This window comes from Microbulbifer agarilyticus (assembly GCF_019800665.1).
Lineage (GTDB): Bacteria > Pseudomonadota > Gammaproteobacteria > Pseudomonadales > Cellvibrionaceae > Microbulbifer > Microbulbifer agarilyticus_C.
This window is the reverse complement of record NZ_JAHVKO010000002.1, coordinates 132294-157464: the sequence shown is the minus strand read 5'-3', so window position 1 is coordinate 157464 and position 25171 is coordinate 132294. Positions and strand designations below refer to the sequence as shown.

The following is a 25171-nucleotide window of genomic DNA, read 5'->3' as shown; positions in this document are numbered from 1 at the left end:
AATGTGTTGAGGGTCTTATGGCCGACGAGCGATTACCTTGGCGGCAGGTTTGCGTGGTATGCCTGCTGTCTTTATCAGTCATCGCATTTTGGGCGACTATTACCGCCGAGCTTGTTAGCAGTGCGCACGCGCAAGAGGCGCGGCTGCAACAGAGGAGTGAAGGTCCACCAGCGACGCCACCGGGGCGCATCGCTTCACCTGTTCGTGGCAATACATATCCCGCGAGCTACTTCCCCAACACCGAGTTATTAAATGCGGATGAAATGCGTATTACCGCGCTGGGTACCGGTATGCCCAACCAAACACGTGCCGCAGTTTCCATCTCTTATCTCGTGGAGCTGGGAAATGGGGACAGCTTCCTGTTTGATATTGGCTCGGGGTCCATGGCCAACCTGTTTTCGTTGCGACCAGATTTTTCCCGGCTAGACAAGGTATTTGCCAGTCATTTGCATATTGACCATGTCGGTGACTTCATGGGCTTGCACATTGGCGGTTGGCTGTCGGGGCGCTATACGCCCATTCATTTCTATGGCCCCAGCGGATCTACGCCAGAGCTTGGTTCAAAAGCGTTTGTAGACGCCATGCAAAAAGGTTATGCATGGGATTTGGCGACACGCACAGGCGCACTTCCCGACAAGGGCGCAAAGATCGTGGTGCATGAGTTTGATTACATGCAGGAAAATGCCGTTGTCTATGAAAAAAACGGTGTGACGGTGCGTTCCTGGCCTGCGATACACAGTCTCGATGGCTCGGTAAGCTACAGCCTTGAGTGGAATGGGTTGAAGTATGTTTTTGGCGGCGATACTTATCCCAACAACTGGTACATCAAGTATGCCAAAGACGCCGATGTCGCATCCCATGAGTGTTTCCTGCCACCGGATGAGCTGGCCAAGTATTTTGGTTGGGATCTAAAGCAGGCTACCTACGTTGCCACGAGAATCCATACATCACCGGATGCGTTTGGCAAAGTCATGTCTGCCATTAAACCCCGTCTTGCGGTGGGGTATCACTCGGTTCAGTCACCAGAGAACAATGCGGCCATTATGGATGGAGTGCGTGCCACCTACAGCGGACCACTGGCCCTGGCGCGCGACTTGATGGTTATCAACGTCACCAAGGATGACATCACCGTGCGCATGGCCACGGTGGATGAATATGTGCTGCCGCCGGCGGTCAGTGAAGCCTACAAAAATGCGCCGCGTACCGAGGAAAAAAGTCCTTCTGAAAAGGTAGAGGCGGGTAAATGGCAGGGCTACACACCGCCGCCGATGCCCAAGTAATGATTTAATGGGCGCCCGTTACAAGCGTGCATCAACAGGGAAATATTTTCATGGACTCGGCAATGGAAATTCGACCGCTTAGATATGGGCCGGTAGTTTCGTTTGTATTTTTGGCCGCCATTTATCTTATACCGATTACGTCGTTGGCGCAGGGCGCGGAAAAAGAGTGGGAGTACTCGCTGACCCCTTATCTTTTTTTGCCGGTTGCAACCGAGGGAACCTCAACGGTGGCCGGTACCGAGGCGGATCTGGATCTGGACCTTTCAGATGTGCTGGATATCCTGGATATCGCGTTTGCCACGCGTTTTGAGGCGCGGCGCGATCGGTTCGGCATTCTCGCGGACCTGTATTACGTGTCCTTGAGTATGGATCAGGGGGCGACGCTCAAACCCGCAGTGAACCCGGAGCTGGACTTAACTGCCACGTTGAATGTCGACGTCGATGTGCGCCAGGGTTGGTTGTCCCTACAGGGCATGTACCGCGCTTTCGAATCATCGGTAGGGGCGAAGTATCCATGGGCGTTGGATTTGTCGGCGGGCGCGCGGTGGAATTACCTGAAGCAGGAAATCGATACAAACCTGGGAATCGATATTTTCCCGGGGCCGGGGATCCAGCAATCTCTGGGCGGTACGGAAACCTGGTGGGAGCCAGTGGTGGGCTTTCGTACTGGTATAGAGGTATCCAGCTGCCTGACACTGGCGCTGCGCGCCGATGTCGGTGGTTTTGGTGCTGGCGGTGATGACCTGCAGTGGGGGGTTCTCGTGGGCGCGGAGCGCGCGTTCAACGACCGTCACGCGCTGCGATTTGGCTATCTGTTCTATGGCATCGATTACGCAACGTCTCGTGCAGATGGCCGCTTTGCCTACGATATTGACCAGCACGGTCCCTATTTGGCCTACAGCTGGCGATGGTAGTAGCGGGCCTCTCTCTTTTTCCCTGTTATGTCGTCAGCGCAGTAACAAACTGGTAGCTGCGGTCCAGTGTCCAGAACAGTGCAATGGCACTGCAGCTGAATGCGATGCCGGTACAGAGGGAGTGCTCCAGGCTTTCCCGCCGATTCCTGATCAGTAACAACAACGGCCAAATCGCCAGAATAATCAGGGCCTGCCCTAACTCCACGCCGATGTTAAACGCCAGCAGGCTTTGCCAGATGTTTGGCGCGTCTACTTTTAGAATCTCGTGTAACACGAAGGAAAAACCCAGGCCATGGAGCAGGCCCAGCCCACAAGTGCCGACGATAATCCAGCGCTCGCTGCGCCGCAGTGAGCCAGGTGCGCTGCTGTTGCGTTTGCGCCGTGTGGATATCGTCATCCATGCCGCATAAATAATGGAAAGCGCAATGCCGGTTTCTACCAGCGGTACAAACCAGGCACCAGAGGGAACCAAGCCAAAGAAGCCCGCGGACAAGGTGACACTGTGACCCACAGTAAATCCCGTCACTCGCCACATTAGCGCAGACAGCGAGGCGGCACCGATAATCAGGCACAGAACGAATAGGACATGGTCGAGACCAGCCAGAATGTGAACCACGCCTTCGTGGATAAAGGTCGCCATGGCACTGGAAGTGGAGTGACTGATTTGAATGGGCTCATTCAGTAAGCCACTGGAACGGAAAACCTGTGTTTTGCCATCCCGGTAATCCAGTATCAGATTCGCTGTTTTTTCTTGATCTGGAAGATTTGGGTTCAGGAAGCTGGCAAGGCGATAATCCTCCCCACGCGCGATACCCGGATAGTGCAAGCGGATATCGATCACCGTATCGCCCACATACTGTTGTGGGTTGCTTGTCTGGGATATGGTTTGCACATACCCCTCGCGGAGCTGTTGCTCGTCAAGTGAAAAGGCAACTTGAGCTTCTTGCAGTGTGGCAAAGTCCGGTTCACTTCCCACTGCATAGAGTCGTACATCGGTTACCAGGCCATTTAGTCTCTGATCGCCACTCTCCAACTGCAACGCAGACTCGGCAATAGCGCCCAGCCCCTGTGGGTCGGCATAGAATTGCTCAAAGTCCACAAAATGTACCAGCCGGCCTTCTTCCAGTGCATTGCGGGAATAGGGGGCTGGCGCGGGCAATACTCTGGAAGCCTCGTTTGTGCCGACTTTATCCGCAAGTAAATAGGGCAGTGGCAGGCGCAGATAGATGGTGGTGCCATCAGCGGTATGCTCCACATGAAAGATACGCACGTTTAAATTCAGCAGGAAATGTGCACTGGCGGGCGTCGACGACGTTATCAGCGCGAAACCCAGTAGCATCAACATCCATTGGCGCAATTGTGCTACCGCGCTACTGCCCGATTTATTGGCGTGGTGTGGCATTGGCAGTGCTCCCTGTTTGCGTAGAACCATTGGCAGGCTGTGTGTCCTGTCGCCAAGTTTTTTGCGGCTCAACCGATTCGCGTATGGTGATGGGGGTGAACGCGGCAATCTTCCATATTCGTTCATGCTCCTCGAGATCCAGCATGGCGCGGATATCCAGCAGCTTGCGATCGCTGTGTCCCCAGAACGGCCCCTCATTTCTCGTTTGCCAGGTACACAATGCGCGGTATGTTTGCCGTGTCCCGGAGGAAGTCTGTTCGAGCGCCTCTATCCGCAGGTTGGAAATCTCGGAGACGTAACCGCGATCTCCGGTGATGGTCAGTGGGCGAAAAATGGGATCAAGCGCGTCCCGGGTTGTCTTTAATGCTTGCTCAGAAACCAGTTGCGACAAGGAGCGTTCGAACTCTGTCGATTCCTGTTCAAGGTAGGCATCCGGTATTTCATTCAGTAGTGAATAAATGATCTTAGAAAATTGCTCGCTATCGGGTGACGCCAGGGCAGGCAAGGGGATAGCGAGCGAGCTCTGCATCGCCAGTGCAACACTGAGAATAATGCCAAGTGCGGGTGTGGCCAGAGCCAGCACATGATCCCGGGTGTTGCGAAAGCGGAATATACAAACGCCGAGTACGGCGAATGCGACTAGGGCACCCAGCCCTTTGCCGGATAACGTGAGCCGTTGTTTATCAAGAGTGACGGGACTAACCGTGGGCTCGTCATAGGATGTCAGGAAGTTCTGCCACGCGAGGGTTGGAATGGAAGGGGTTAGTTGGGTTGGAAAGGGGCCGGCGGGATCCTGTATCAGAGAGGGTACCCGCTCCTCGAACGGGCTGAACAGGTCCCAGTCTACTTCCACATTTTGTGGCAAGCCGTCCACCGGAAAGCGCGCACGGTAGCCCATCAGCAGGGCTCCCAGTGGAATATTTTCATTGTCTTCCAGGGGAAGGAATCCGGTACTGGTGAGCTTCAGGAAAGTGACCTCGGTCGCCTGCGGTTCTATCATTTTCTGATCAACGGCGAGAGGGTTGCGACTCTGCAAGAATGCCAGTGCCTCGGTGCGCAACTGTGACTTGAGCGGATCATCGAGTGTTAACCAGGCGTCGAAGCTGTTACCGGACCAAGTGGCCATGTCGCGAGGGCGAAAAATAATTTCGTGGCGAATTTCTCGCGGTTGAATATAGAGGTAGGAATGGAGGGGGAAACGCAACTGGCGCTGAATCCTGGGGGTGATGATTTGTGTTTGCCATGGATCCTGCCGGTTTATTTGCCACGTCACGGAGCGCGATAAGTAGGCGTAGTTGCTCACCGGCATGGCGCCGTGGCTGGAGATAAAGCCGATGGTAGCTGTGCTAAAGTCTGTGTGATCCAGAGGTGGGACGACCGTAATTTTGTCAGCGCCACCCAGGTGATAGCGGCTGTATACCTGGAGTACTTGTTTGTCCTCCGGCATCGACGGCAATTTTCTTCCGGTGCGGGGATCAATTTTTCCTGCAAATGGAGAATATCTGGGGGATCTGGTTGCCGCGTTTACACGCAGGTCGACGGGGTCGTGCACGCCATTCTCGGTCTCCACCCGAACGTTGATATTTGAGTATTTATCGGCTTCAGCCACCAACCGATTAAGGTTTTCATGCCCCTTCAGCGCAGGCCAAAAATGATGTGCGTCGTCGATGGAGATCTCCAGCGTCAATAATAGATGTTCGCCTTCAAACGCAAACTCGGCAATATTGGGTGCAGTTTCCGCGCCGGTAAGGCTCAGGTAGTCGGCTGAGACTGTTCGGGTAACGACTAACAAAAATATAAGTACAAGAACGGATATACAGAATCGTTGTTTTATATTTGGTTTAACCCGCATTGCAGAGATGGAGTGATTATCAAGGAGGTTCCCTTCGCCTTTAGTTACTCTGTTATTCCAATTCATGACCGGCTTACCGTCAGTTGGCTGGGTTTGAATGGTTGAAAGGCAGAAAATCAAGCAACCCTTTCATTGACCGAATGTTAGATCTGCCTCTTTTCGGTGTTGTTTGCGTTAAAGTTATTCCGCCTATGCCCCTCAAGAGTCACCTGCCATAGGGTAATCGCCCTTAGCGCAGGTTCAGGGGGATTTTCATTTTTTGCATATGCTGAAATGAGCGCTTGTGTGCCTGCGACCAAAATTATTTGCCGTCAGCGCCAGAATCGCGGTTTAGGACGTTGTTGTTATCAATCAATCGCGGAACAGGCGGCTTGGTGTCGTTTGCCGTTAACCGCGGATACCCAGCGGTCCGGCAGGCAGATAGATGGTTTCTGTGGAGGAGCTTCCCTGTCGCTGAATTTCCACTTCAACGGAAGAGCCGGGCTTTGCCTGATAAACCTGGGTGCGCAGGTCCCCCATATGGAATACGCGCTGATTGTTGTAGCGAATGATTTTGTCGCCGGCTCTTAGCCCGGCATCATAGGCCGGTGCAGACTCTATGATGCTGCCGATTTCCATCTCGGTGCGCCCGCCAAATGCATTGAGGTATTGTTCGAACTCCGCCGGATTCAGCTCCTGCTCAAATACACGTCGAGGATTGCTGTAGGTCTGGATTTTTTGCTGCAATGCCAGCGCGCGTTCCGAGCGTTTGTCTTTCATATGGTGATATTCGTAACTGTACTGCATCTGTTCGTACTGCAGGCGCTCCTGCCTATCAATGATTAATACGGCACGTTCAGGGGTGAAACCGGCATCGATCAGACGCTTTACTTGATTGTCCCGCTGGCGACTGAAGCGATTTTCAGTCCTCTGCCGGTTTCCATTCACTTGTGGGATTTCCGCCGGCGATTGCGCCATGGACATACTGGAGCGGCGTCTTTGCGGCGCTTCGGATTCTGGCGCTACCTTCGCGCTCAGTTCGCTCACCAGTTCCAGTAGTTGTCCCTGGATTTTCAAGGTCTGGTCGAGGGTCTTCTCTACCGAAGCAAGGCGCGCCTCAAGGCTGGATTTGCCTGGCTCCGGAGAAGTAAATAGTGAGGGCGACGTCACCGACCCTTTCGCTTGTACGCCAGGTTCACCAAGGAAAGCCATTGCAGTGCCGATCACTACCAGCAATCCAATACCTATGGGGATTCGGTATTTAAGAATCTGGGGAGGAATATTGGGCAGGGCGCGCAGCATTGGACCACCTATAAGCTTTTATCGCGGTCGGAAAAGGGAAAGCTGCGGTAAATTATAGAACGACTAGATGATTGGGCAGTTCGTTCTTGATGACGGTGGCGGGTGCAGCTTCTTCGAGCAGCTCGCCACACTTCTCAACACAGTGCACAAAGGCCTCACCGGTTTTTCCCTTCCGCACTTCGCGAATAAAATTCTCGACAATATCCTGCCAGGCTTCATTGGTGATTTGCTCTGCGAGACCGCGGTCGGCGAGTATTTCGACATAATGTTCGGCCTGAGAGACAAAGATCAATAAGCCGAGGCGGTCCTTGGTACTGTGCAGTTCGTGTTCAAGGAATTGTCTGCGTGCGAGATTGGCGGCGCGCCAGTATTTGATTTTTTTCGGAACCAGCCACATGGTCAGCGGCCGCCAGCGAAACAGCACGGCGAGTACAATAAACAGAATCCACTGCAGGGTGAATGCCTGCTGGTATTCGATCCACCAGGGTAAAAATTGCATCAGCGGCGCCATCAATAGCGCGATGAAAGCGGCCCAAAGGGTAGATATATACAGGTAGTTGTCGGATTGGCCGGCCAATACCGTTACCACTTCGGCATCGGTTTTCGATTCCACCTCTTTGATGGTTTCGGAGAGAGTGCGTTTTTCGTTTGCGTTTAGCATCATTATTTTCAACCGCAAGGGCCTTGATATCAGCTACCAGGGTTTCGAGCCATCAGAGTTACCAGCCACCAGAGGCGCCACCGCCACCAAAGCCACCGCCTCCGCCACCAAATCCACCGCCAAAGCCGCCGCCACCATAACCGCCGCCAAAGCCTCCGCCGCCGTAATAGCCACCGTAGCGGCCGCGGCGATAACCAGTGCTGCCGGCAGGCGCTCCCAGAACCGAGGCGCCAAAAATCTGCAGCATCACGAACAGCAGGAAGATACCCACCAGCAATGCCAGTTGGCGGTTATCGTCACTATCGGTGGTTTCCGGCACATACTCGTTTTGGGTGGCGGCAATAATCGACTCGACGCCGGCGGTAACGCCGCCATCAAAGTTGCCGATGCGAAACTCTGGCAATATTTTGGTGTGAATGATGTTGGAGGAAATCGCATCGGTTAACGCACCCTCCAGACCATACCCGACCTCAATGCGAACCTGGCGATCCTGCGGGGCAACAATCAGTAGTACGCCGTTATCTTTGCCTTTCTGCCCGATCTTCCAGTGGCGACCAAGCTGGTAGCCATACTCCTCGATGGTCTGTCCCTGCAGGTCGGGCAGGGTAACCACCACAATTTGGTTGCTACTGATCTTTTCCTGTTGCTGGAGGAGCTCCGATAGTTGGTAGCGCGTGCTTTGGCTGAGCAGGTTGGCATTATCAACGACACGGCCGGACAGCGTCGGAAACTGGATGTCCGCCAATGCCGCCGTTGCCCACAAGGCACCGGGCAACAGTATTAGAAACAGGGCGATCCGCCGGATCGTCATTGTGCTTGATTCCGCCACGAGGTTAGTCGAAGTGCGTTATTGGAAGTCGACTTCCGGAGCCTTTTCAGCGTCTTCAGAGGTGGCGTGGAAGGTGTCGCGCAGCGGCATATCGCTATAAAGCACGGTGTGCCAGATTCTGCCGGGGAAGGTGCGAATCTCACGGTTGTAGCGTTCTACCGCAGCGATATAATCGCGGCGGGCGACACTGATGCGATTTTCGGTGCCTTCCAGCTGGGATTGCAGTGCCAGGAAATTCTGGTTGGCCTTGAGATCCGGGTAGCGTTCAACGACTACCATCAGGCGGGATAGGGCGCTGCTCAGTTGAGACTGGGCGGCTTCGAATTGCTGGAGTTTCGCCGGGTCGTTGATAATGTCAGAGTTAACCTGCATGGAATTGACCTTGGCCCGCGCCTCGGTGACGGCTTCCAGCGTCTCTTTTTCATGCGCCGCATAGGCCTGGACGGTTTTGACCAGGTTGGGAATCAGGTCGGCGCGGCGCTGGTACTGATTCTGTACCTGTGCCCAGGTGGCTTTCACATTTTCATCAAAGCTGGGAATGTTGTTGATACCGCAACCACTGAGCCCAAAGGCGATGACTGCGATCAGGGCAAGATGCCATCCGCGTCCCTTGCTGAGCTGGTGGTGTCCCTGGCGTGAAAGTTTGAAAGTAGCGTTCATGCTGTCGGTCCTTTTTCCCTGATCCCTGGTCCCCGACCTCTGGTTCCCAGTCTTATAGGTTACGAACCAGACAATAATAGTCTTCAATCCGGTATTTTCGGGCAAGAGTTTTCCGGTTGGAGCGGTAACAACACCTTAGAGAGCTGTTAGAGAGTAGGCAATGGCACTTAAAGCGACCATTTTCAAAGCGCGACTGCAGGTCGCGGATATGGATCGGGATTACTATGCGGAGCACAGCCTGACGCTGGCGCGACACCCCTCGGAGACCGACGAGCGCATGATGATTCGCTTGCTGGCGTTTGCACTGAATGCCAGCGAAACCCTGGAGTTTACCCGCGGACTTTCCAGTGACGATGAGGCTGATGTCTGGCAGCACAATCTGAGCGGGGAAATTGAAACCTGGATCGAAGTGGGCGTACCAGCGGAAGAACGGGTGCGCAAGGCATGTGGACGCGCAGATCAGGTCATGGTCTACGCCTATGGCCAGCGTACCGCACCGGTCTGGTGGCAGAAGATGGAGGCGGCCACTGCACGGTTTGATAACCTGCAGGTGTTTTTCCTGCCTCCAGAGCAGTGTGCGGTGCTCGCCGGTCTGGCGGAGCGTTCTATGGAGTTGACCGCGACAATTCAGGATGGGCAGCTGTGGCTGGCCAGTGCCACACAGACTGTGGAGGTTCAGCCGCAGCGCTGGAAATAGAATTTTTAATCCCGCCGATTGGGCGGGGCATTTGAGCGGGCCACGTGAACTGGCCATGTTAATGGAGAATAAAATGCCGTCTTTCGATATTGTTTCAGAAGTCGATAAACACCAACTGACCAATGCTGTGGATCAGGTAAATCGCACCATTACCAATCGTTTCGACTTCAAGGGTGTGGATGCGCAGGTGGAGATGAAGGAGTTTGCCCTGACTTTGCATGCGGAATCCGATATGCAGGTGAACCAGATGGTGGATATGTTGCGGGCTGCACTGATCAAGTGCGATATCGACCCGCTGGCGATGGATGTAGGTGAAGAGGAACAATCCGGCAAGCTGGTCAAGATTGGCGTTACATTAAAAAATGGTCTCGACAAAGATCTGTCAAAAAAGATTGTTAAGATCATCAAAGACGAAAAACTGAAAGTGCAGGCCGCGATTCAGGGTGATTCGGTACGTGTCACCGGCAAGAAGCGCGATGATCTGCAGCAGGTGATCGCCATGTTGCGGGGGAAGGAGCTGGAGCAGCCGCTGCAGTTCAATAACTTCCGGGATTAACGCGATTCCTGACGAATCTACCGAGGAAGGACCTTTGAAGATTTTTAACTGCATGCGCCAAAGCGTTACCGGGCTGGGCATTGGTATTTTCCTGAGCTTGGCTGGGAGCGGCGCTTACGCCAATGGCGCACCGGTACAGCCGGCGAAGCTGCTGGGCGCTTGGTGGGTTGACGGCAGTGAAGATCTGGATATCTCGGGCCTCAGTTTTTGCGACGGCGAGTTGCTCGCGGTTGCGGACAAATCCTCGGAAAGAATCTACCGCTTGCCAGTCCAGGCGGGTGCCGAGCGCGTTACCCTGGAGCCGAAAGCGCGGTTTGCCCGTCCGGGTTTACCGGACGATCAGCCCGTTCCGCTGAAAGTGCGCGCGCTGCACTACGTCAGCACTCCACTCAGTATGGATTTTGAGGGCATCACCTGTGATGCCTCCGGTGTATACCTGCTCAGTGAGCGACACAATCGTATCGCGCAGCTCGATTCTGCGGCAAAGCGTGCGCAATGGCTGACTCCGCGCTGGTCTGAGTCTGCACGTGCGCGCGGTTACCTGCAGATTTTTAACGCCGAGAGTGAAGGGCTTGTTAAGGCAGAGGGCGATTTTTGGGTCGCCCTTGAGCGTGAACCTCGTGGCCTGCTGCGACTGAAGCGCGACGAGGAAGTGGGGCAGGACTTCCGTTCGCTTCCCGAAGTGGCGGGTCTCGATTTCCGCGGTCGGGCCGAAGACGTTACCGCACTGGCTTACTACGATGGCAGCCTGTTCACGTTGGAGCGTAACGCCTTTGCCGTGTGTCGGCGGGAGCTCACCAGCTTGCGTGCCGAATGGTGCGTGCACTACCGGGATATTGAGGAGGCGCCAAAGTACGTGTATCAGGATACCCGCTTCGGTAAAGGAGAGGGGCTGGCGATCAATCAGCAGGGTATCTTTGTGGTGCTGGATAACAATGGGGTAGCGCGTGTTGCGGACGCTGAAGACCGCCGCGGCCTGATGTTACATCTGGCCATGCCCGAGTTTGCCAGCGATTCTCCACGCAATGGCACGCGGTAAGCGCGAATGCCTTAACGCCCAAGTATCTCAACGCCCAATTACCTAAGTTCCCATTGGCCACTTCCAAGCTAGATCAATTACTCAGCGATGTGCGGGCTTGCCGGCTGTGTGAGGAGCACTTGCCACGTGGGCCGCGGCCGGTTCTGAGCGCGGCAAGGTCGGCTCAACTGCTGATTGTCGGGCAAGCGCCCGGTACCCGCGTGCACGAGACCGGTATACCCTGGAATGATCCCTCCGGGGATCGCCTGCGAGACTGGCTGCAGCTGGACCGGGAGAGCTTTTACGACCCATCGCGCATCGCCATTGTGCCCATGGGATTTTGCTACCCGGGGCGCGGAAAGGGCGGCGATCTTCCTCCCCGGCCGGAGTGTGCTGCGACCTGGCACAGTCGCCTGCTGGCATTGATGCCGAATATCCAACTGACGTTGCTGATCGGGCAGTACGCCCAGCGCTTCTATCTGCCCCACTGGTATGGCAGCATTACCGAAAATGTGCGGCATTACGCCGATGCACTGCCCCATGGTTTTTTTCCGCTTCCCCATCCCAGCCCGAGGAATACCCTGTGGTTGCAACGTCGCCCCTGGTTCGATCAGGAGGTAGTACCGGCGTTACGCGCGCGGGTTCATCAGGTTTTAAAGGTCGATAATGCTGGTTCCTGAAAGTATCAAAATTCACCCATCCTGGTTCGCCGTATTGGAATCCCAATTTGGCCAGCCGTATATGATCGAGCTGCGGAAATTTTTGCAGCAGGAAAAGCAGGCCGGTAAATCGATCTTTCCGCCGAGCGCACAGGTTTTCAATGCCTTCAATTCCACGCCTTTCGACCAGGTGAAAGTCGTGATACTCGGGCAGGATCCCTATCACGGCGCGGGCCAGGCGCATGGCCTGTGTTTTTCGGTTATGCCGGGTGTGCGGGTCCCGCCATCGCTGAAAAATATTTACAAAGAAATGGAGTCGGATCTCGGTATTGCACCACCTGACCATGGTTGCCTGCAGCCGTGGGCGGAGCAGGGCGTTTTGTTGCTAAATGCCACGCTGACCGTGGAGGAGAGCAAAGCGGGGGCACACCAGGGGCGCGGTTGGGAACAGTTTACCGACGCGGCAGTACACGCGCTTGCCGAGCAGCGCGATGGTTTGGTATTTATTTTGTGGGGTAGCTACGCGCAGAAAAAAGGTGGGTTTATCGATGACCGCCGCCACTTGGTGCTGCGCGGCCCACACCCATCGCCACTGTCAGCACACCGGGGCTTTTTTGGTACACGCCCATTTTCTCAGGCCAACGCCTATTTGCAGCAGCAGGGAGACGTGCCCATCGATTGGTCCTTGCCACCGGCAGAAGCGCTGCAGCGGGTCGCGGTAGAAATTTGAGCATTACACTCGATGAGCGGTAGGCTACCGCTCATCGACTAGGCATTTGAGACAACCGCTTGAAATAGTTGCTTGAAACAGCCGCTTGCTCCGGCTCACGCCAAGGGGTCGGCATCCGCATCGTACGGCAGCTCAAGCAGCTCCAGTACTCGTCCATCTTTCAACTGCAGGCTTTCCCCATCGGCCACTTTGCTCTTGGTCAGCACCGCCAGTAGAGCCGTATCGTCTCCCTGAGAGCTGGCCTGCACAATATTGCCGATGCTGGATCCGCCCGCCGCAGTAAAGATTTCTTCGCCGGGTGCCGGCAGCTCGCCACTGTCAATTTGCGCGCGGTACATGCGTCGCTTGGTTGCCCCCAGATACTGCATACGCGCGACCACTTCCTGCCCGGTGTAGCAGCCCTTCTTGAAGCTGACTGCGTCCAGCAGATGCAGGTTCAGCATCTGCGGGATAAATACTTCGCTGGTGCTGTGATAGACCAGTGGCACGCCGCTGTCGATCAGTTGCAGTAGCCATTGCTGGTAGCTTCCCGGTTCGGCGCCATTGCTGGCAAGTTTTTGCCAAATGTCTGCTGCTTGTTCCGCGGGTACCTGCAAAACCACATTGCGCTCACTCAGGCCGGCTGCGAGCGCCGGGTGCCCATTGTGATCAAAGGGACGCAACTGGTGAGGGAGCAGGTCGGAGTCGGGTGTATTCGACAGCGCCAGTAGGCTATTGGCTGCCTGGCAGGCGTCGCGGCCACAGAGGGCCAACCAGCGCTGCTCTTCACTGATATCACTCAGCTCGGTCTTGAAGAAAACCGCATATTTCTTCAGTGCGGCGAGGGCGGTGGCTACCAGATCGCGCGGCATCAGTAATACAAACTCGCTCTGGCTGAGCTTCAGTGCGAAGAAGGCGCTGATCATACGACCCTTGGGGTTGCAGTGGCTGCCCAGTGTCAGCTGCCCGTCGGGCAAGTTGACCAGGTCGCAGGTGAGCTGACCCTGCAGGAATTTCTGGCTGTCGGGGCCATTGATGGCAATGGCGCCCAGAGGGCTCAAGTCGATGAGCCGCAGTGCGCCCTTACTCTCAGGTTTATCGTTGGCGAATTCGGCATATCCGTCCCGCCAGAGGGCGCCCTGGGTGCTGAGAAAATCCTGCCACTGCTGTTGATCCATGCTGAACTCGCTGCCTGAGAAATGTACATATGTGCGCCTTCGCGGCGCAACGTGAGCATCTCATAATTGGGGGTTTTGCGGTTGGATTTCAACTACCGCTATACTGCGCGCACTTTGAATTGTGGCTTGAGAACGAAGTATGGATCGCAACCGCCTGTTTTGGGCCAGCCGTCGCGGCATGTTAGAGCTGGATTTGGTGTTGCTGCCGTTTCTGGAGAATGTGTATGACACCCTCTCTGAGGACGATAAGCAGCGATATATCAAATTGCTGGATGAACAGGATCAGGACTTGTTTGCCTGGTTCCTGCGTCGAGAAGATCCGCAAGACCCCGAGCTGAAGAAGATTGTCCAGATCATCCGCGACAATACCGGTCTCCAGGAGTAACTCCAGGAATAATCCGGGGGATACGCGCGCTGCCTGCTCCGGGAAATCTCCCGCAAGCACCCACGCCCGCGGTGGTAGGGGTGACGCGCGCGCGGCGCGCCTCACCTGTGACCTTGTACCGTCACGTCTACTCCGCCTGTGCCTTCTGCTGATTCTTGCCCAGAGTACTCTCCTGTTATTTGTTTCTCGCCTTCCCTGGTTAGTGGTTTATGCGCTCATACCTGTGGCCTTGCTTTACGGCGTATTTGAATGGCGTCGACTTGGCGCTTCGGTTGGTCGGCTATCTACCGCCGAGCGGCGCTGGTATTGGCAGGTGAAGGGCGGAGCGCGACGGGAGTTTCGCTTTGTCGGCGAGCTGACCTTGTGGCGCTGGTTGATCGTAATTAACGGCAAAGATGTTGAGGGGCGCCGTTTGCGCCTGGTGCTGGCGCGAGATGCCGCCACTGCAGATGAGTGGCGGCGGCTATTAGTCGCCTTGCGTTACTCGCGTTGATGTCGCTCTTGTGCCATTTCGCGCGAGTTTATTAGCGGAAATCACGGGCCAATAAAGTGCCGCTGGTCGGCAAAGTTCTCCGGTACCAGAATGGTATCCATAGCCAGTTCCCGCAGTCCCGGATAGTCCAGCGAGTAGTGCAGTCCACGGCTTTCCCGGCGATCCAGCGCAGAGCGGATAATCAGCTCAGATACTACTGCCAGGTTGCGCAGTTCAATCAGGTCGCTGGTAATTCGGTAATTCGCATAGAACTCCCTGATTTCCTGCTGCAACAGTTTTACCCGGTGCTCCGCCCGCAGCAGGCGCTTGCGGGTCCGCACGATACCGACAAAGTCCCACATAAAGCGGCGCAACTCATCCCAGTTGTGCGAGATCACCACGTCCTCATCGGAGTCGGTTACCCGCGAAGCATCCCAGGCCAGTGCCTCGCGCGGTGGGGCGACCTCGTCGATGGAGCTGTCGATATGCATGGCCGCTGAGCGCGCGTAAACCACACACTCGAGCAGTGAGTTGCTGGCCAGGCGGTTGGCGCCGTGCAGGCCGGTAAAAGTGGTCTCGCCAATCGCGTAAAGCTGATCCAGATCCGTACGGCCGTGCTCGTCGACCATCACACCGCCGCAGGTATAGTGCGCCGCGGGAACCACCGGAATGGCCTCGCGGGTTATATCGATACCGTATTCGAGGCAGCTCTTGTATACGGTGGGAAAGTGCTCGCGCACAAAGTCCGGGTCCTTGTGCGAAATGTCCAGATACAGGCAATCGGCACCCAGCCGTTTCATCTCGTGGTCGATGGCGCGGGCCACGATATCCCGTGGGGCCAGTTCGCCGCGCTTGTCGAAGCGATCCATAAAGCGCTCGCCACTGGGCAGCTTTAAGTGTGCGCCCTCACCGCGCAGGGCCTCGGTGATGAGCATGGACTTGGCTTTGGGGTGGTACAGGCAAGTGGGGTGGAACTGGTTGAATTCCATGTTCGCAACCCGGCATCCGGCACGCCAGGCCATGGCGATACCATCGCCGCTGGCGCCATCGGGATTGCTGGTATAAAGGTAGGCTTTGGACGCACCGCCAGTGGCGAGCACCACCGCGCGCCCCTGGAACACCTCAACCTCTTCCGTTTCTTTGTTGTGTACATAACATCCGCCGCAGCGGAAGCGACCGGTCTTGGGGTCCGGCTGGCGGATCAGGTCAAGGGCAATATGGTGTTCAAAGCAGTCAATGTTCGGCGTGTTGCGCACGCGCTCAAGCAGGGTGCTGTGTACCGCCTGTCCGGTGGCGTCGGCGCTGTGAATAATACGCCGGTGGCTGTGGCCACCCTCTTTGGTCAGGTGGTATTCACCATCTTCTTCGCGGGTGAAATCTACGCCCTGATTAATGAGCCAGTGAACGGCGTCGCGGCTGTTTTCCACGGTGAAGCGAACCGCGTCGGGGTGGCAGAGTCCTGCTCCTGCATCTAATGTATCCGCTATATGCGCGTCTACAGAGTCGGCCTCGTCCAGTACGCCTGCGATGCCGCCCTGGGCGAACCAGGTGGAGCCATCTTGCAGGCGCTGTTTGGAAAGCAGCGCCACGCGGTGGCGTGCAGCGAGGTGAAGCGCCAGGGTTAAGCCGGCGGCACCACTGCCTACAACTAGCACGTCGTAATTGTTCTCGCTGTAGCTGTTCTCGTTAGGATTCACGGGTCCGTTTGCCTTCTCTCTTGTGGAGTTTTATTCGTCTCAGGGGGCGCGTAGTATACGCCATCTTGAAAAATTACCGATTTGTCAGGAACTTATGACCAAAATTTGGTGTCTTGGACTCAATAGAAAAAGCATGGCTGAGGCGCTGCAAAGTGTCTGGGCCGCGGTTTGGAGTAGGGGATGACAGGGCAACAGGCGTCACCAAGTGATCGCCAGCTGGTAGAACGGGTACAGAAAGGCGACAAGCGAGCCTTCGACCTGTTGGTGTTGAAGTACCAACACAAAATCATGGCGGTGGTTAGCCGCTATATCAACGATCACGCCGAAGTGCATGACGTGGTGCAGGAAGCTTTTATCAAGGCTTACCGGGCCCTGGGCAATTTCCGTGGGGAGAGTGCCTTTTATACCTGGATGTACCGCATCGCGATTAATACCGCCAAAAACCACCTCGTTTCTCGCAGTCGCCGTCCCCCTTCATCGGATGTGGATCTGGAGGACGCCGAATTCTATTCCGGCGCCGATTTGCTGCGGGATAACGAAACGCCAGAGAACCAGCTGTTCCGTGATCAACTGGAAGCGGCGGTGCACCAGGCGATCCGCGAGCTACCGGAAGATCTGCGCTCGGCTGTTACCCTGCGCGAGATGGAGGGGTTGAGCTACGAGGAAATCGCCGAAGTCATGGGGTGCCCGGTGGGCACCGTGCGCTCGCGCATTTTCCGCGCGCGTGAGGCCATTGATCGCGCAGTTCAAGCGACCATGGCTGGTGAGCCGGAGTCCGTTGACGGGCGCAGCTAGCTTGGCTGAATTGGGCGAGTGGTTATTTTTTAATCTATTTTGTTTTATCGGGATAGCTTGTCGAGAGGTTTCTGGCCTAAATCCAGAGCCTGACCGGGACGACAGGTAAAAATATCGACGAATTCACACAAAATTTGTCTGCTAGGTAAAACTTTTTTGCGAAGCCCGGGTCTGACGTATTAACAAACAGGGTGTGAACTAGCGCCCAAAGAATTGCACTGAGAAGAGGGTTTACCCGTATGTCCCACGGGAGTCATCAACAGCGCCTGAATGAATCGCTATCCGCATTAATGGATGGCGAGGCCAACGAGCTGGAAATTCAGCGCTTGCTCAAAGAGTCTGACGCCAATGGTGCTTCAGACGGTGAGTTGGGTCACCGCTGGTCTCGCTACCAGTTGGCCGCCAGCGTGATGCGTGGTGAAAAGGTGGCGCCGGTGGATATGGGGCTCGCCGCGAGTATTTCCGCAGCGATTGCCGACGAACCGTCGCTGGAATCTGCACAGCAGGCTTCGGCGAACGATGCAGGTAATGGCGTGGCGAGTAGCCGGTGGTGGCGTCCACTCTCCCGCGGCGCCGTGGCTGCAACCGTCGCATTTGCCGCCATTTTGGGTGTGCAACAGATGCAGGCCCCGCAAGTGCAGGGTGACCTGGTTGCGGAAGTCGAGGCTCCCCAGCCCCAGCCAGTGACTACCAGTCCGCAACCCAGTAGATTTTTGACCCCAACATTGAATACGCGGGCGGTAAGTACCGCGCCACAGCTGGTACCCGAGCAGCGGGTTGGCCCGGCCCCTCAGGTGCAGGTTGTGCCCACGCCAGAGCTGATGCGACATTTGAATCGAGTAATGGTTGAGCACTCAGAGCAGGCTGCTCGTATTGGTAGCCAGGGTATGGTTCCCCATGCTCGGGCAACCTATGGGGAGCGCCCATCGGAGTAATGGCGGCTGCCGGAGGAGCCTCCGGTTGTCTCGTTGTTGAGCGAAACAAAGCATGACCATGGCAAAACTGATTTTTCTTACCCTTCGCAAAGCCAACAGTTCACTGTTGGCTTTTTTACTATTTGCCTCGCCACTGGCCTTCGCCCAGGGCAGCGCGCCTGCGGACAATCAAGAGATCCCGCAAGATGCCCGTGACGCCACGGCGAGTGAAGCAACCCGTGTGTTGCTGGCGCGGCTGGCACAGGCGGTCGCCAACCTGGAGTATCGAGGGTTGGTAACCTTTGAGCATGTGGGCTCCATGGAAACCCTGGAAGTCGTGCACGGTATTCGCGATGGCGAGCAGGTCGAGCGTATTCGCTATCTGACCGGCAGTCCTCGCGAGAAGGTGACCCGTAGCGGAGACGATCAGTGTCGCCCCAGCGGCAGCGTATTTCCCCGTTCCGGCCTGCTGAGTGCTGCCGGGCTGCAAAATGTTCAGTCCAATTATGCGTTTTTAATCCGCGGAGAAGAGCGCGTCGCCGACCGCGAGGCGATTGTGCTTGAGGCTCGCCCCCGGGATCTGCACCGCTTCGGGATGGTGATCAGTGTCGACAAGGAAACCGGCCTGCCACTGAAGTCCATGCTGATTGCCCCGGCGGGACGGGTTCTCGAGCGCTTTCAGTTTGTCGAACTGGATCTGACGCCGGTAACCGATGATGAGTTGAAGCCTCAGACCCCGTCGACAGAGCCAACTACCGGTGCCGAAGCGGCAAAATGCGCGAATGTGGAAAGTCGCTGGCGTCTCGGTTGGGCCCCCAGCGGTTTTAAACCGGTTGCCGTGCAGGCGCTAAGCGATGGGCAAATGCTGGTATTTAGTGACGGCCTGAGTACATTCACCGTGTTTGTGCAGCAGCTGCCGGAAATGAACTACAAGGGGCGCGCCGTGCGCGGCGCCACCGTGGCTTACATGGATCATATCGATGTCAATGGCGCACGTTATACCGTGACAGTGGTGGGCGAAATCCCCGACAATACCGCGCAATTGGTGGCCAAAGCGGTCACCGAGGCAAACTGACGGCGCGGGTTGGGCGGATAGTACGGTAAGGCACGGCATGATCGAAGAGCGCGGAAAAGTGGTCGCCGTTGACGGCGACGCGATTTGGGTAGAAACCGTTCAGCGCAGTGGTTGCCATGGCTGTGCGGCAAAGTCCGGATGCGGCACCGGCTTGCTTGGAGACTTCTGGGCAAGCGCATCCCGTGTGCGTGTACAACTTCCTCCTGCAGAATCTCAGGCGGTCCAGCTGCACGACACCGTGGTGATTGGGATTGGTGAGCGTGTGCTGGCAAGTAGCGCGCTGGTGGTTTATCTGGTGCCGCTGGTACTTTTGGTTGCCGGCGCGTTGGCTGGGCAGGCGTTGGGCTCTGAGCCGCTGGCGATAGCCGGTGCACTGCTCGGTTTGTTTGCCGGCGCCCTGGCGATTCGCACATACAGTTACCTGCGCCGCGGCGATGCGGCGCTGGAGCCCCTGTATCTACGTCGAGAACAGCGCAATCCCTGCGCAATTCCTGTTACCTCGGTCAGCTGAGCGCGCCCGAGGGCTCGCTTAGCACGCGCCGGTCCGTTTCTCACTGTTCTCTGGGTTTTCCTCAATTCTTCGCAGATTTCTCGCTGGTTCAAGCGGGCTTTTCCCTGCTATCTCACGAACTGTTTCTACACTGAAGGTGACCCATTGGCCGGCCCGCTCCGGGCATGACGGATACCAATAAGAGGAGATAGGGATGGCAGGGCAAAGGGAAGCTGACCGGGTTCAAGCCTTCGAAGGCCGCTGCTACGCGGAGAGTTGGCCATTAAAAACCACCTTTGTGATTTCCCGAGGAGCTCGCAGCGAGGCCCGGGTGGTTGTGGTGGAAGTTGAAGCGGAGGGAGTTTCTGGCGTTGGCGAGTGCACACCATATCCCCGCTATGGAGAAAGCTTGGAATCTGTGTTGGCAGAAATCACTTCGGTGTTGCCGGCGTTGCGCCAGGGAATTTCGCGCAGCCAGTTGCAGGAAGTTATGCCTGCGGGGGCGGCGCGCAATGCGGTAGATTGTGCGATGGCCAACTGGGCAGAGAAAAGGCACCGTCAGAATTTTGCCGGGCCTGAGTCTTTGCCTACCGTGCAAACCCTCGTGATTGCCGGCCCGGACGAGATGGCGGAGGCGGCGAGTGCCGCGGAACAGTCCGGTGTCACCGTACTCAAGCTCAAGCTTGACCATAAGCAGGTGCTGGAAAGAGTGGCGGCGGTGCGCGCCGCTGCGCCCGGCTGTGAGCTGGTGATCGATGCCAATGAGGCCTGGTCCGCCGATGGCTTGCCCGCTCTGTGTGATGCGCTTGCGAAGCAGGGAGTGTCCATGCTGGAGCAACCGCTGCCTGCGGGGGATGACCGCGCCCTCGCAAATTTTACCCATCCCATCCCCATCTGTGCCGACGAGAGTTGTCACACCCGGGCAGACTTACCGCGGCTCACGGGGCTGTATGAGATGGTCAATATCAAACTGGATAAAACGGGCGGACTCTGGGAGGCGCTGCTCCTCGCAGATGCTGCGCGCAGCCATGGGTTTGAGGTCATGCTGGGCTGCATGCTGTGTACCTCACGCGCAATTCGCGCAGCCTGGCCGCTGGGGCAGGGGGCGCGGTTTGTGGACCTGGATGGTCCTACCTGGCTGGCAAAGGATGTCGACCCGTTGCAGTTCTTTCACGGAAGGGTGTACTGGACCTGAGGCGCGTGTCGCGCTGCAGGTGAGGTTTCAAGGCTGGTAGCAGAGCAAATCTGTCATCACCTGCAGGTAGTCCTCAGTCGCTGCATCGGTGGAAATGGGCGGGAACTCCAGGGTGATACAGGGATGCTGGTGTTCGGCGCACCAGGTACCGAAGGATCCCGGGGTCTGGTAGCCAAGTTCACACACAAGTGGCAGCTCGATACGTTCCGCTAGCCAGTGCCCGAGGGGGCTCTGCAAGGGGTCTTCGACACAGGCCAGTGGCTCGTGGATAGAAACGATCCAGGCCGGGTCTAATTCCCTGACTAACCGGCAAAGTGCCTGGGTTTCCGGTTCTGATCCAGGCCGCTCACCGGTGGAGAGGAATACATCGCGCTCTTCCGCCGCGTTGTTCCAGCGATATACGGTGCCGTTGGGTTGCCAGTTAATGGTGGCAAAGTTGCGATTCAGGTCGACGCCGTGGGCGTTGCAGCGGGTGCCAAGCTGGCAGCCGTCTGGGTTGACCGCCAGTATGACATGGTGGCGCCGCAGTCCCGCTTCCAGCGCGCGCAGTGCGCAGGAGAGTGTGACCACCGCGGTCACTTCGTCTCCGTGCGTGCCAGCCATCACGATTCCCGAGTGTTCATCGCGCACTTCTGCCGGAAAGTAGTAGAGCGGCGCGCCCAGCACCGATTCCCCATACCGCTGCCGCTCTGAGTGGAATTGGCCACGCTGCGGACGCGGACGCAGTTGCGTCGGGGCAGGATGTTTGTGAACCGGCAGTTTCTGGGTGCTCATGCAATCCTTAACACTGATTTACACTAAAGAATGCGAACTTTTTAACGCAACACCGAACTAAGAGGGTGTTATGGCGGGTTTCATCAGTCGATACCCGCCATTTTGGAAGCCATCTGGATAACACCAAGTGATAACCAAGCGGCTGCCAAATCTAAATGATGTTTTGACATATTAGTAAAAGGGCTTATCAGGGGTGATATATATGGTTGCACGCTGTTCGCAATTCCTTCTCGTGCTTTGCTTGTTATTTTCCACTTCGGCGTTTGCACGCGGACTGCCGGAGCTGACAGATCTGATTGAACAGAACTCCCCGGCGGTGGTGAAAATCAACACCGTGGAGCGCAATCGCGCATCCCGCAACTCGATCCCTCCGCGCTATCAACAAGACATTCCGGATATATTTCGCCATCTGCTGGAACCCCGTCAGCGCCAACAGCGCCCGGTGGCAAGCATGGGGTCCGGATTTATCATTTCTGAAGATGGCTACGTGGTCACCAATAATCACGTGGTAGATGGTGCCGACGAAGTGCGCATTACCCTGACCGACCGCCGTGAATTCGAGGCCAAGGTGGTGGGTACCGACCCGCGCTCAGACCTGGCGCTGCTCAAAGTGGAAGGCGATGACCTGCCCGTGGTGCGCTGGGGTGACTCCGAAGGCATCAAGGTTGGTGAGTGGGTGGTTGCCATCGGCTCCCCGTTTGGCCTGGACTACTCCGCCAGTGCGGGCATCGTGAGTGCCATGGGCCGCAGTATCCCCAATGAAAGTCGCGAAAACTACGTGCCGTTCATCCAGACCGACGTGGCGATTAACCCGGGTAACTCCGGTGGCCCGCTGTTCAACCTGGAGGGTGAAGTGGTTGGTATCAACTCGCAGATCTACACCCGCAGCGGCGGTTCCATTGGCCTGTCTTTCGCGATCCCTGCGAGCCTCGCGCAAGATGTGGTTGCCCAGCTGAAAGAGAAAGGTCGCGTGGATCGCGGTTGGCTGGGTGTGGGTATCCAGGATGTGGATCGCAAACTCGCCAAGGCCATGGGGCTGGGCAAGCCGGCGGGTGCTCTGGTTGGCCAGTTAGAAGCCGGCTCTCCAGCGGAAAAGGCTGGTATCCAGGTGGGCGATATCATCACCCGCTTCGACGGCCAGAAAATCGTATCTCAGGGTGATCTGCCACATGTTGTCGGCCGCACCCGCCCGGGCGCCGAAGTGCCGGTACTTCTGATGCGCGAGGGCAAGGAGCGCAAACTGTCGGTACGCGTTGGCGCGCTGCCCGGTGACGACGAAGGCTTCGCGCAGTCCAGTGTGACCAGCTCAAGCGATGTTGGCGGGGTACTGGGGTTGGTGGTTGAAGACATCCCCGACAACCTTAAACAGCGACTCGGCGTAGAGAATGGCGTGCTGGTGAAGCAGGTTGTGCCGGGCAAGGCCGGTGCCAATGCGGGCCTGCGCAGCGGCGACATCATCGCCCAGCTGGGATTCGAACAGGTGGAATCGCTCAATGACTACGACAAGGTGGTGAAGAAGCTACCGAAAGGCGAGTTGTTGCCGATCCGCTTCTTCCGCGGTGGCCAGCCGACCTTCCGTACCATTCAGATCGAAGAAAGCTGAAGCCAGCAAAGCCAGTGAGTACATGGGCTCGGCGTCGTGATACGGCGCCGAGCCCAGTTGTTTCGAGGGTTGCAGACAGATTGGATGCACTTTTTGCGCAACCTGTTAGACTTGCGCCCACAACGCGGCCCGGTCCGCTCATTAACTCACTGATTTTTAAAAGGTTTTATCCTCGCAGTGGCCACTGATCTCTCCCATATCCGCAACTTTTCCATTATTGCCCATATCGACCACGGCAAATCCACTCTGGCAGACCGCTTTATCCAGGTCTGCGGTGGCCTGAGCGACCGTGAGATGGCGGCACAGGTACTCGATAGCATGGATATCGAGCGGGAGCGGGGCATTACCATTAAGGCCCAGAGCGTTACTCTGGACTACAAGGCCCGTGACGGCAAAACCTACCAGCTGAACTTTATTGATACCCCAGGGCACGTGGATTTCTCCTATGAGGTTTCCCGCTCGCTGGCCGCCTGTGAAGGCGCATTGCTGGTAGTGGACGCGGCCCAGGGCGTAGAGGCGCAATCCGTCGCCAACTGTTACACCGCCATCGAGCAGGGTCTGGAAGTGATCCCTGTTCTGAACAAGATGGACCTGCCTCAGGCGGAGCCGGAAAAGGTCGCGGAAGAGATCGAAGACATTATCGGTATCGATGCCACCGAGGCGACGCGTTGCAGCGCCAAGTCGGGCCTCGGTATTGAAGACGTGCTGGAAGATCTGGTGCGTCTGGTACCGCCACCGGAAGGTGACGTGGAAGCGCCGTTGCAGGCACTGATTATCGATTCCTGGTTCGATAGCTACCTGGGCGTCGTGTCTCTGGTGCGCGTGGTGCAGGGCACCCTGAAGAACAAAGACAAGATTGTTACCAAGTCTATCGGCCGTGCCCATGTGGTCGATAGCGTCGGTGTATTTACCCCCAAGCGCAAGGAAACCGGTGAGCTCAAGGCCGGTGAGGTGGGCTTTGTGGTGGCCGGCATCAAGGACATTCACGGTGCGCCTGTTGGTGACACCCTGACGCACGCTAAAGAGGCTGAGACGGTTGAGATGCTGCCGGGCTTCCAAAAGGTGAAGCCGCAGGTTTACGCCGGTCTGTTCCCGGTAAGCTCTGACGACTATGAAGCCTTCCGCGACGCGCTGGACAAGCTCTCCCTGAACGATGCTTCCCTGTTTTACGAGCCGGAAACCTCGGACGCACTGGGCTTTGGCTTCCGCTGTGGCTTCCTCGGTATGCTGCACATGGAAATCATCCAGGAGCGCCTGGAACGTGAGTACAACCTCGACCTGATTACCACTGCACCTACTGTGGTGTACGAAGTGGAACTCACCAACGGCGAAACCATGACCATGGATAACCCCTCGCGTATGCCGGATCTGGGTATGATCGAGGAAATGCGCGAGCCGATCGTTGAAGCCAACATCCTGGTTCCGCAGGATTACCTGGGTAACGTGATTACGCTGTGCGTGGAAAAGCGCGGTATCCAGAGCGATATGCAGTATGTGGGTGGGCAGGTTTCCCTGCGCTATGAACTACCGATGAGCGAAGTGGTGATGGACTTCTTCGACCGCCTCAAGTCTGTAAGCCGCGGCTTTGCTTCCCTGGATTACAACTTTGTGCGCTTTGACCCGGCAAAACTGGTACGTCTTGATATCCTGATCAACGGTGAGCGGGTGGACGCTCTGGCGGTGATTTTGCACCGGGACAACGCCCAGCAGCGTGGCCGCGCCCTGGCTGAGAAAATGAAAGAGTTGATTCCACGTCAGATGTTTGATGTGGCGATTCAGGCGGCTATCGGTGGTCAGGTAGTCGCTCGTACCACGGTAAAAGCACTGCGCAAGAACGTAACCGCGAAGTGTTATGGTGGTGACGTGACCCGTAAGAAGAAGCTGTTGGAGAAACAGAAAGCGGGTAAACGCCGCATGAAGCAGCTGGGTAAAGTCGAAGTTCCGCAGGATGCATTCCTTGCGGTGCTCAAGGTTGATAACTGATCGAGCGCGTTACGGATAAATCTGAAATAAAGCGGCTGGGGTGGGGTACATAGTGTCTTCCCTGGCCGTATCTGATAAAAAATAGTCGGAAA

The 25171-nt window shown here is 56.5% G+C and carries 25 protein-coding genes; 16 read left to right on the top strand and 9 right to left on the bottom strand.

Going from position 1 to position 25171, the window contains the following annotated elements:
* Positions 1–17 precede the first annotated feature (17 nt).
* Both gntH and KUV22_RS05035 read left to right on the top strand, forming a co-directional pair.
* A complete protein-coding gene (gntH, locus tag KUV22_RS05040; protein WP_222229020.1) occupies positions 18–1280 on the top strand; it encodes a guanitoxin biosynthesis MBL fold metallo-hydrolase GntH in 1263 nt (420 codons plus the stop codon).
* Between the two features lie 50 nt (positions 1281–1330).
* Positions 1331–2194: a hypothetical protein gene (locus tag KUV22_RS05035; protein ID WP_261319182.1), complete on the top strand. Its 864-nt coding sequence runs from the start codon at positions 1331–1333 to the stop codon at positions 2192–2194.
* A gap of 25 nt (positions 2195–2219) precedes the next feature.
* Here KUV22_RS05035 and KUV22_RS05030 read toward each other — a convergent pair whose 3' ends face one another.
* From KUV22_RS05030 to KUV22_RS05005, 6 genes are all read right to left on the bottom strand, one after another.
* The gene (locus KUV22_RS05030) at positions 2220–3596 is read right to left on the bottom strand and encodes a HupE/UreJ family protein (RefSeq protein ID WP_222229018.1); all 1377 of its coding nucleotides are present in this window, start codon (positions 3594–3596) and stop codon (positions 2220–2222) included.
* Positions 3577–5514, bottom strand: a complete 1938-nt coding sequence (locus tag KUV22_RS05025; protein ID WP_222229016.1) for a hypothetical protein — start codon at positions 5512–5514, stop codon at positions 3577–3579. Before KUV22_RS05025 ends, KUV22_RS05030 begins: the two co-directional genes overlap by 20 nt.
* A 321-nt stretch (positions 5515–5835) precedes the next feature.
* Entirely contained in the window at positions 5836–6729 is an 894-nt protein-coding gene (locus KUV22_RS05020; RefSeq protein ID WP_222229014.1) for a PDZ domain-containing protein, read from the bottom strand.
* A gap of 52 nt (positions 6730–6781) precedes the next feature.
* Entirely contained in the window at positions 6782–7393 is a 612-nt protein-coding gene (locus tag KUV22_RS05015; RefSeq protein WP_222229012.1) for a TPM domain-containing protein, read from the bottom strand.
* 55 nt (positions 7394–7448) lie between these two features.
* Positions 7449–8201, bottom strand: a complete 753-nt coding sequence (locus KUV22_RS05010; RefSeq protein WP_222229010.1) for a TPM domain-containing protein — start codon at positions 8199–8201, stop codon at positions 7449–7451.
* A 36-nt stretch (positions 8202–8237) separates the two neighbouring features.
* Positions 8238–8879, bottom strand: a complete 642-nt coding sequence (locus KUV22_RS05005; RefSeq protein ID WP_222229008.1) for a LemA family protein — start codon at positions 8877–8879, stop codon at positions 8238–8240.
* A 160-nt stretch (positions 8880–9039) separates the two neighbouring features.
* On the opposite strand from KUV22_RS05005, the gene KUV22_RS05000 reads away from it, so the two are divergent.
* From KUV22_RS05000 to ung, 5 genes are all read left to right on the top strand, one after another.
* Positions 9040–9576, top strand: a complete 537-nt coding sequence (locus KUV22_RS05000) for a YaeQ family protein (RefSeq protein WP_222229006.1) — start codon at positions 9040–9042, stop codon at positions 9574–9576.
* Between the two features lie 73 nt (positions 9577–9649).
* Positions 9650–10132 carry a YajQ family cyclic di-GMP-binding protein gene (locus KUV22_RS04995; protein ID WP_222229004.1) on the top strand — a complete coding sequence of 161 codons (483 nt, stop codon included), beginning with the start codon at positions 9650–9652 and terminating at the stop codon, positions 10130–10132.
* Between the two features lie 34 nt (positions 10133–10166).
* A complete protein-coding gene (locus KUV22_RS04990; protein WP_261319181.1) occupies positions 10167–11171 on the top strand; it encodes a hypothetical protein in 1005 nt (334 codons plus the stop codon).
* Between the two features lie 89 nt (positions 11172–11260).
* The gene (locus tag KUV22_RS04985; protein ID WP_315857507.1) at positions 11261–11830 is read left to right on the top strand and encodes a uracil-DNA glycosylase family protein; all 570 of its coding nucleotides are present in this window, start codon (positions 11261–11263) and stop codon (positions 11828–11830) included.
* Positions 11817–12539 (top strand): uracil-DNA glycosylase, encoded by a 723-nt coding sequence (ung, locus tag KUV22_RS04980; protein ID WP_222229000.1) that lies wholly within the window; start codon positions 11817–11819, stop codon positions 12537–12539. Before KUV22_RS04985 ends, ung begins: the two co-directional genes overlap by 14 nt.
* A 95-nt stretch (positions 12540–12634) precedes the next feature.
* On the opposite strand, the gene ygfZ is transcribed toward ung, so the two are convergent.
* Positions 12635–13696 carry a CAF17-like 4Fe-4S cluster assembly/insertion protein YgfZ gene (gene ygfZ, locus KUV22_RS04975; RefSeq protein ID WP_222228998.1) on the bottom strand — a complete coding sequence of 354 codons (1062 nt, stop codon included), beginning with the start codon at positions 13694–13696 and terminating at the stop codon, positions 12635–12637.
* 139 nt (positions 13697–13835) lie between these two features.
* On the opposite strand from ygfZ, the gene KUV22_RS04970 reads away from it, so the two are divergent.
* Complete coding sequence (locus tag KUV22_RS04970; RefSeq protein WP_077404522.1) at positions 13836–14081, top strand: FAD assembly factor SdhE; 246 nt, start codon at positions 13836–13838, stop codon at positions 14079–14081.
* A complete protein-coding gene (locus KUV22_RS17475; RefSeq protein WP_315857503.1) occupies positions 14041–14574 on the top strand; it encodes a protein YgfX in 534 nt (177 codons plus the stop codon). The genes KUV22_RS04970 and KUV22_RS17475 overlap by 41 nt, the downstream gene beginning before the upstream one ends.
* 41 nt (positions 14575–14615) lie before the next feature.
* Here KUV22_RS17475 and nadB read toward each other — a convergent pair whose 3' ends face one another.
* Entirely contained in the window at positions 14616–16250 is a 1635-nt protein-coding gene (nadB, locus tag KUV22_RS04960) for an L-aspartate oxidase (protein ID WP_222228994.1), read from the bottom strand.
* Between the two features lie 180 nt (positions 16251–16430).
* Between nadB and rpoE the strand changes: the two genes are divergently transcribed.
* The 5 genes from rpoE (at position 16431) to ycjG (ending at position 20719) form a co-directional block, all read left to right on the top strand.
* On the top strand, positions 16431–17045 hold the full coding sequence (gene rpoE / locus KUV22_RS04955) for an RNA polymerase sigma factor RpoE (protein ID WP_010132909.1): 615 nt from the start codon (positions 16431–16433) through the stop codon (positions 17043–17045).
* A 239-nt stretch (positions 17046–17284) separates the two neighbouring features.
* A complete protein-coding gene (locus tag KUV22_RS04950) occupies positions 17285–17980 on the top strand; it encodes a sigma-E factor negative regulatory protein (protein ID WP_222228991.1) in 696 nt (231 codons plus the stop codon).
* Between the two features lie 52 nt (positions 17981–18032).
* On the top strand, positions 18033–19034 hold the full coding sequence (locus tag KUV22_RS04945) for a MucB/RseB C-terminal domain-containing protein (RefSeq protein ID WP_222228989.1): 1002 nt from the start codon (positions 18033–18035) through the stop codon (positions 19032–19034).
* 37 nt (positions 19035–19071) lie between these two features.
* Complete coding sequence (locus KUV22_RS04940) at positions 19072–19545, top strand: SoxR reducing system RseC family protein (RefSeq protein ID WP_222228987.1); 474 nt, start codon at positions 19072–19074, stop codon at positions 19543–19545.
* Positions 19546–19738: 193 nt separating this feature from the next.
* On the top strand, positions 19739–20719 hold the full coding sequence (gene ycjG, locus KUV22_RS04935; protein ID WP_222228985.1) for an L-Ala-D/L-Glu epimerase: 981 nt from the start codon (positions 19739–19741) through the stop codon (positions 20717–20719).
* Between the two features lie 27 nt (positions 20720–20746).
* Here the strand turns inward: ycjG and mpaA are convergent, their stop codons facing one another.
* Positions 20747–21493, bottom strand: coding sequence for a murein tripeptide amidase MpaA (mpaA, locus tag KUV22_RS04930; RefSeq protein WP_222228983.1), 747 nt, complete (start codon positions 21491–21493; stop codon positions 20747–20749).
* Positions 21494–21695: 202 nt separating this feature from the next.
* On the opposite strand from mpaA, the gene KUV22_RS04925 reads away from it, so the two are divergent.
* A complete protein-coding gene (locus KUV22_RS04925) occupies positions 21696–23096 on the top strand; it encodes a DegQ family serine endoprotease (RefSeq protein ID WP_222228981.1) in 1401 nt (466 codons plus the stop codon).
* Between the two features lie 177 nt (positions 23097–23273).
* Entirely contained in the window at positions 23274–25079 is a 1806-nt protein-coding gene (lepA, locus tag KUV22_RS04920) for a translation elongation factor 4 (RefSeq protein ID WP_222228979.1), read from the top strand.
* The last annotated feature ends 92 nt before the right edge of the window (positions 25080–25171 follow it).

Bases quoted from the DNA above. Each gene is read 5' to 3' on its own strand.
- gntH (WP_222229020.1), top strand. From the start codon at position 18: ATGGCCGACGAGCGATTACCTTGGCGGCAGGTTTGCGTGGTATGCCTG.
- KUV22_RS04945 (WP_222228989.1), top strand. From the start codon at position 18,033: ATGACCATGGCAAAACTGATTTTTCTTACCCTTCGCAAAGCCAACAGT.
- KUV22_RS05020 (WP_222229014.1), bottom strand. From the start codon at position 6,729: ATGCTGCGCGCCCTGCCCAATATTCCTCCCCAGATTCTTAAATACCGA.
- KUV22_RS05015 (WP_222229012.1), bottom strand. From the start codon at position 7,393: ATGATGCTAAACGCAAACGAAAAACGCACTCTCTCCGAAACCATCAAA.
- ycjG (WP_222228985.1), top strand. From the start codon at position 19,739: ATGGCAGGGCAAAGGGAAGCTGACCGGGTTCAAGCCTTCGAAGGCCGC.
- KUV22_RS04925 (WP_222228981.1), top strand. From the start codon at position 21,696: ATGGTTGCACGCTGTTCGCAATTCCTTCTCGTGCTTTGCTTGTTATTT.
- KUV22_RS04970 (WP_077404522.1), top strand. From the start codon at position 13,836: ATGGATCGCAACCGCCTGTTTTGGGCCAGCCGTCGCGGCATGTTAGAG.
- ygfZ (WP_222228998.1), bottom strand. From the start codon at position 13,696: ATGGATCAACAGCAGTGGCAGGATTTTCTCAGCACCCAGGGCGCCCTC.
- KUV22_RS05005 (WP_222229008.1), bottom strand. From the start codon at position 8,879: ATGAACGCTACTTTCAAACTTTCACGCCAGGGACACCACCAGCTCAGC.
- ung (WP_222229000.1), top strand. From the start codon at position 11,817: ATGCTGGTTCCTGAAAGTATCAAAATTCACCCATCCTGGTTCGCCGTA.
- KUV22_RS05000 (WP_222229006.1), top strand. From the start codon at position 9,040: ATGGCACTTAAAGCGACCATTTTCAAAGCGCGACTGCAGGTCGCGGAT.
- mpaA (WP_222228983.1), bottom strand. From the start codon at position 21,493: ATGAGCACCCAGAAACTGCCGGTTCACAAACATCCTGCCCCGACGCAA.
- KUV22_RS04940 (WP_222228987.1), top strand. From the start codon at position 19,072: ATGATCGAAGAGCGCGGAAAAGTGGTCGCCGTTGACGGCGACGCGATT.
- KUV22_RS04950 (WP_222228991.1), top strand. From the start codon at position 17,285: ATGTCCCACGGGAGTCATCAACAGCGCCTGAATGAATCGCTATCCGCA.
- KUV22_RS05025 (WP_222229016.1), bottom strand. From the start codon at position 5,514: ATGAATTGGAATAACAGAGTAACTAAAGGCGAAGGGAACCTCCTTGAT.
- KUV22_RS05030 (WP_222229018.1), bottom strand. From the start codon at position 3,596: ATGCCACACCACGCCAATAAATCGGGCAGTAGCGCGGTAGCACAATTG.
- rpoE (WP_010132909.1), top strand. From the start codon at position 16,431: ATGACAGGGCAACAGGCGTCACCAAGTGATCGCCAGCTGGTAGAACGG.
- KUV22_RS05010 (WP_222229010.1), bottom strand. From the start codon at position 8,201: ATGACGATCCGGCGGATCGCCCTGTTTCTAATACTGTTGCCCGGTGCC.
- KUV22_RS04995 (WP_222229004.1), top strand. From the start codon at position 9,650: ATGCCGTCTTTCGATATTGTTTCAGAAGTCGATAAACACCAACTGACC.
- KUV22_RS05035 (WP_261319182.1), top strand. From the start codon at position 1,331: ATGGACTCGGCAATGGAAATTCGACCGCTTAGATATGGGCCGGTAGTT.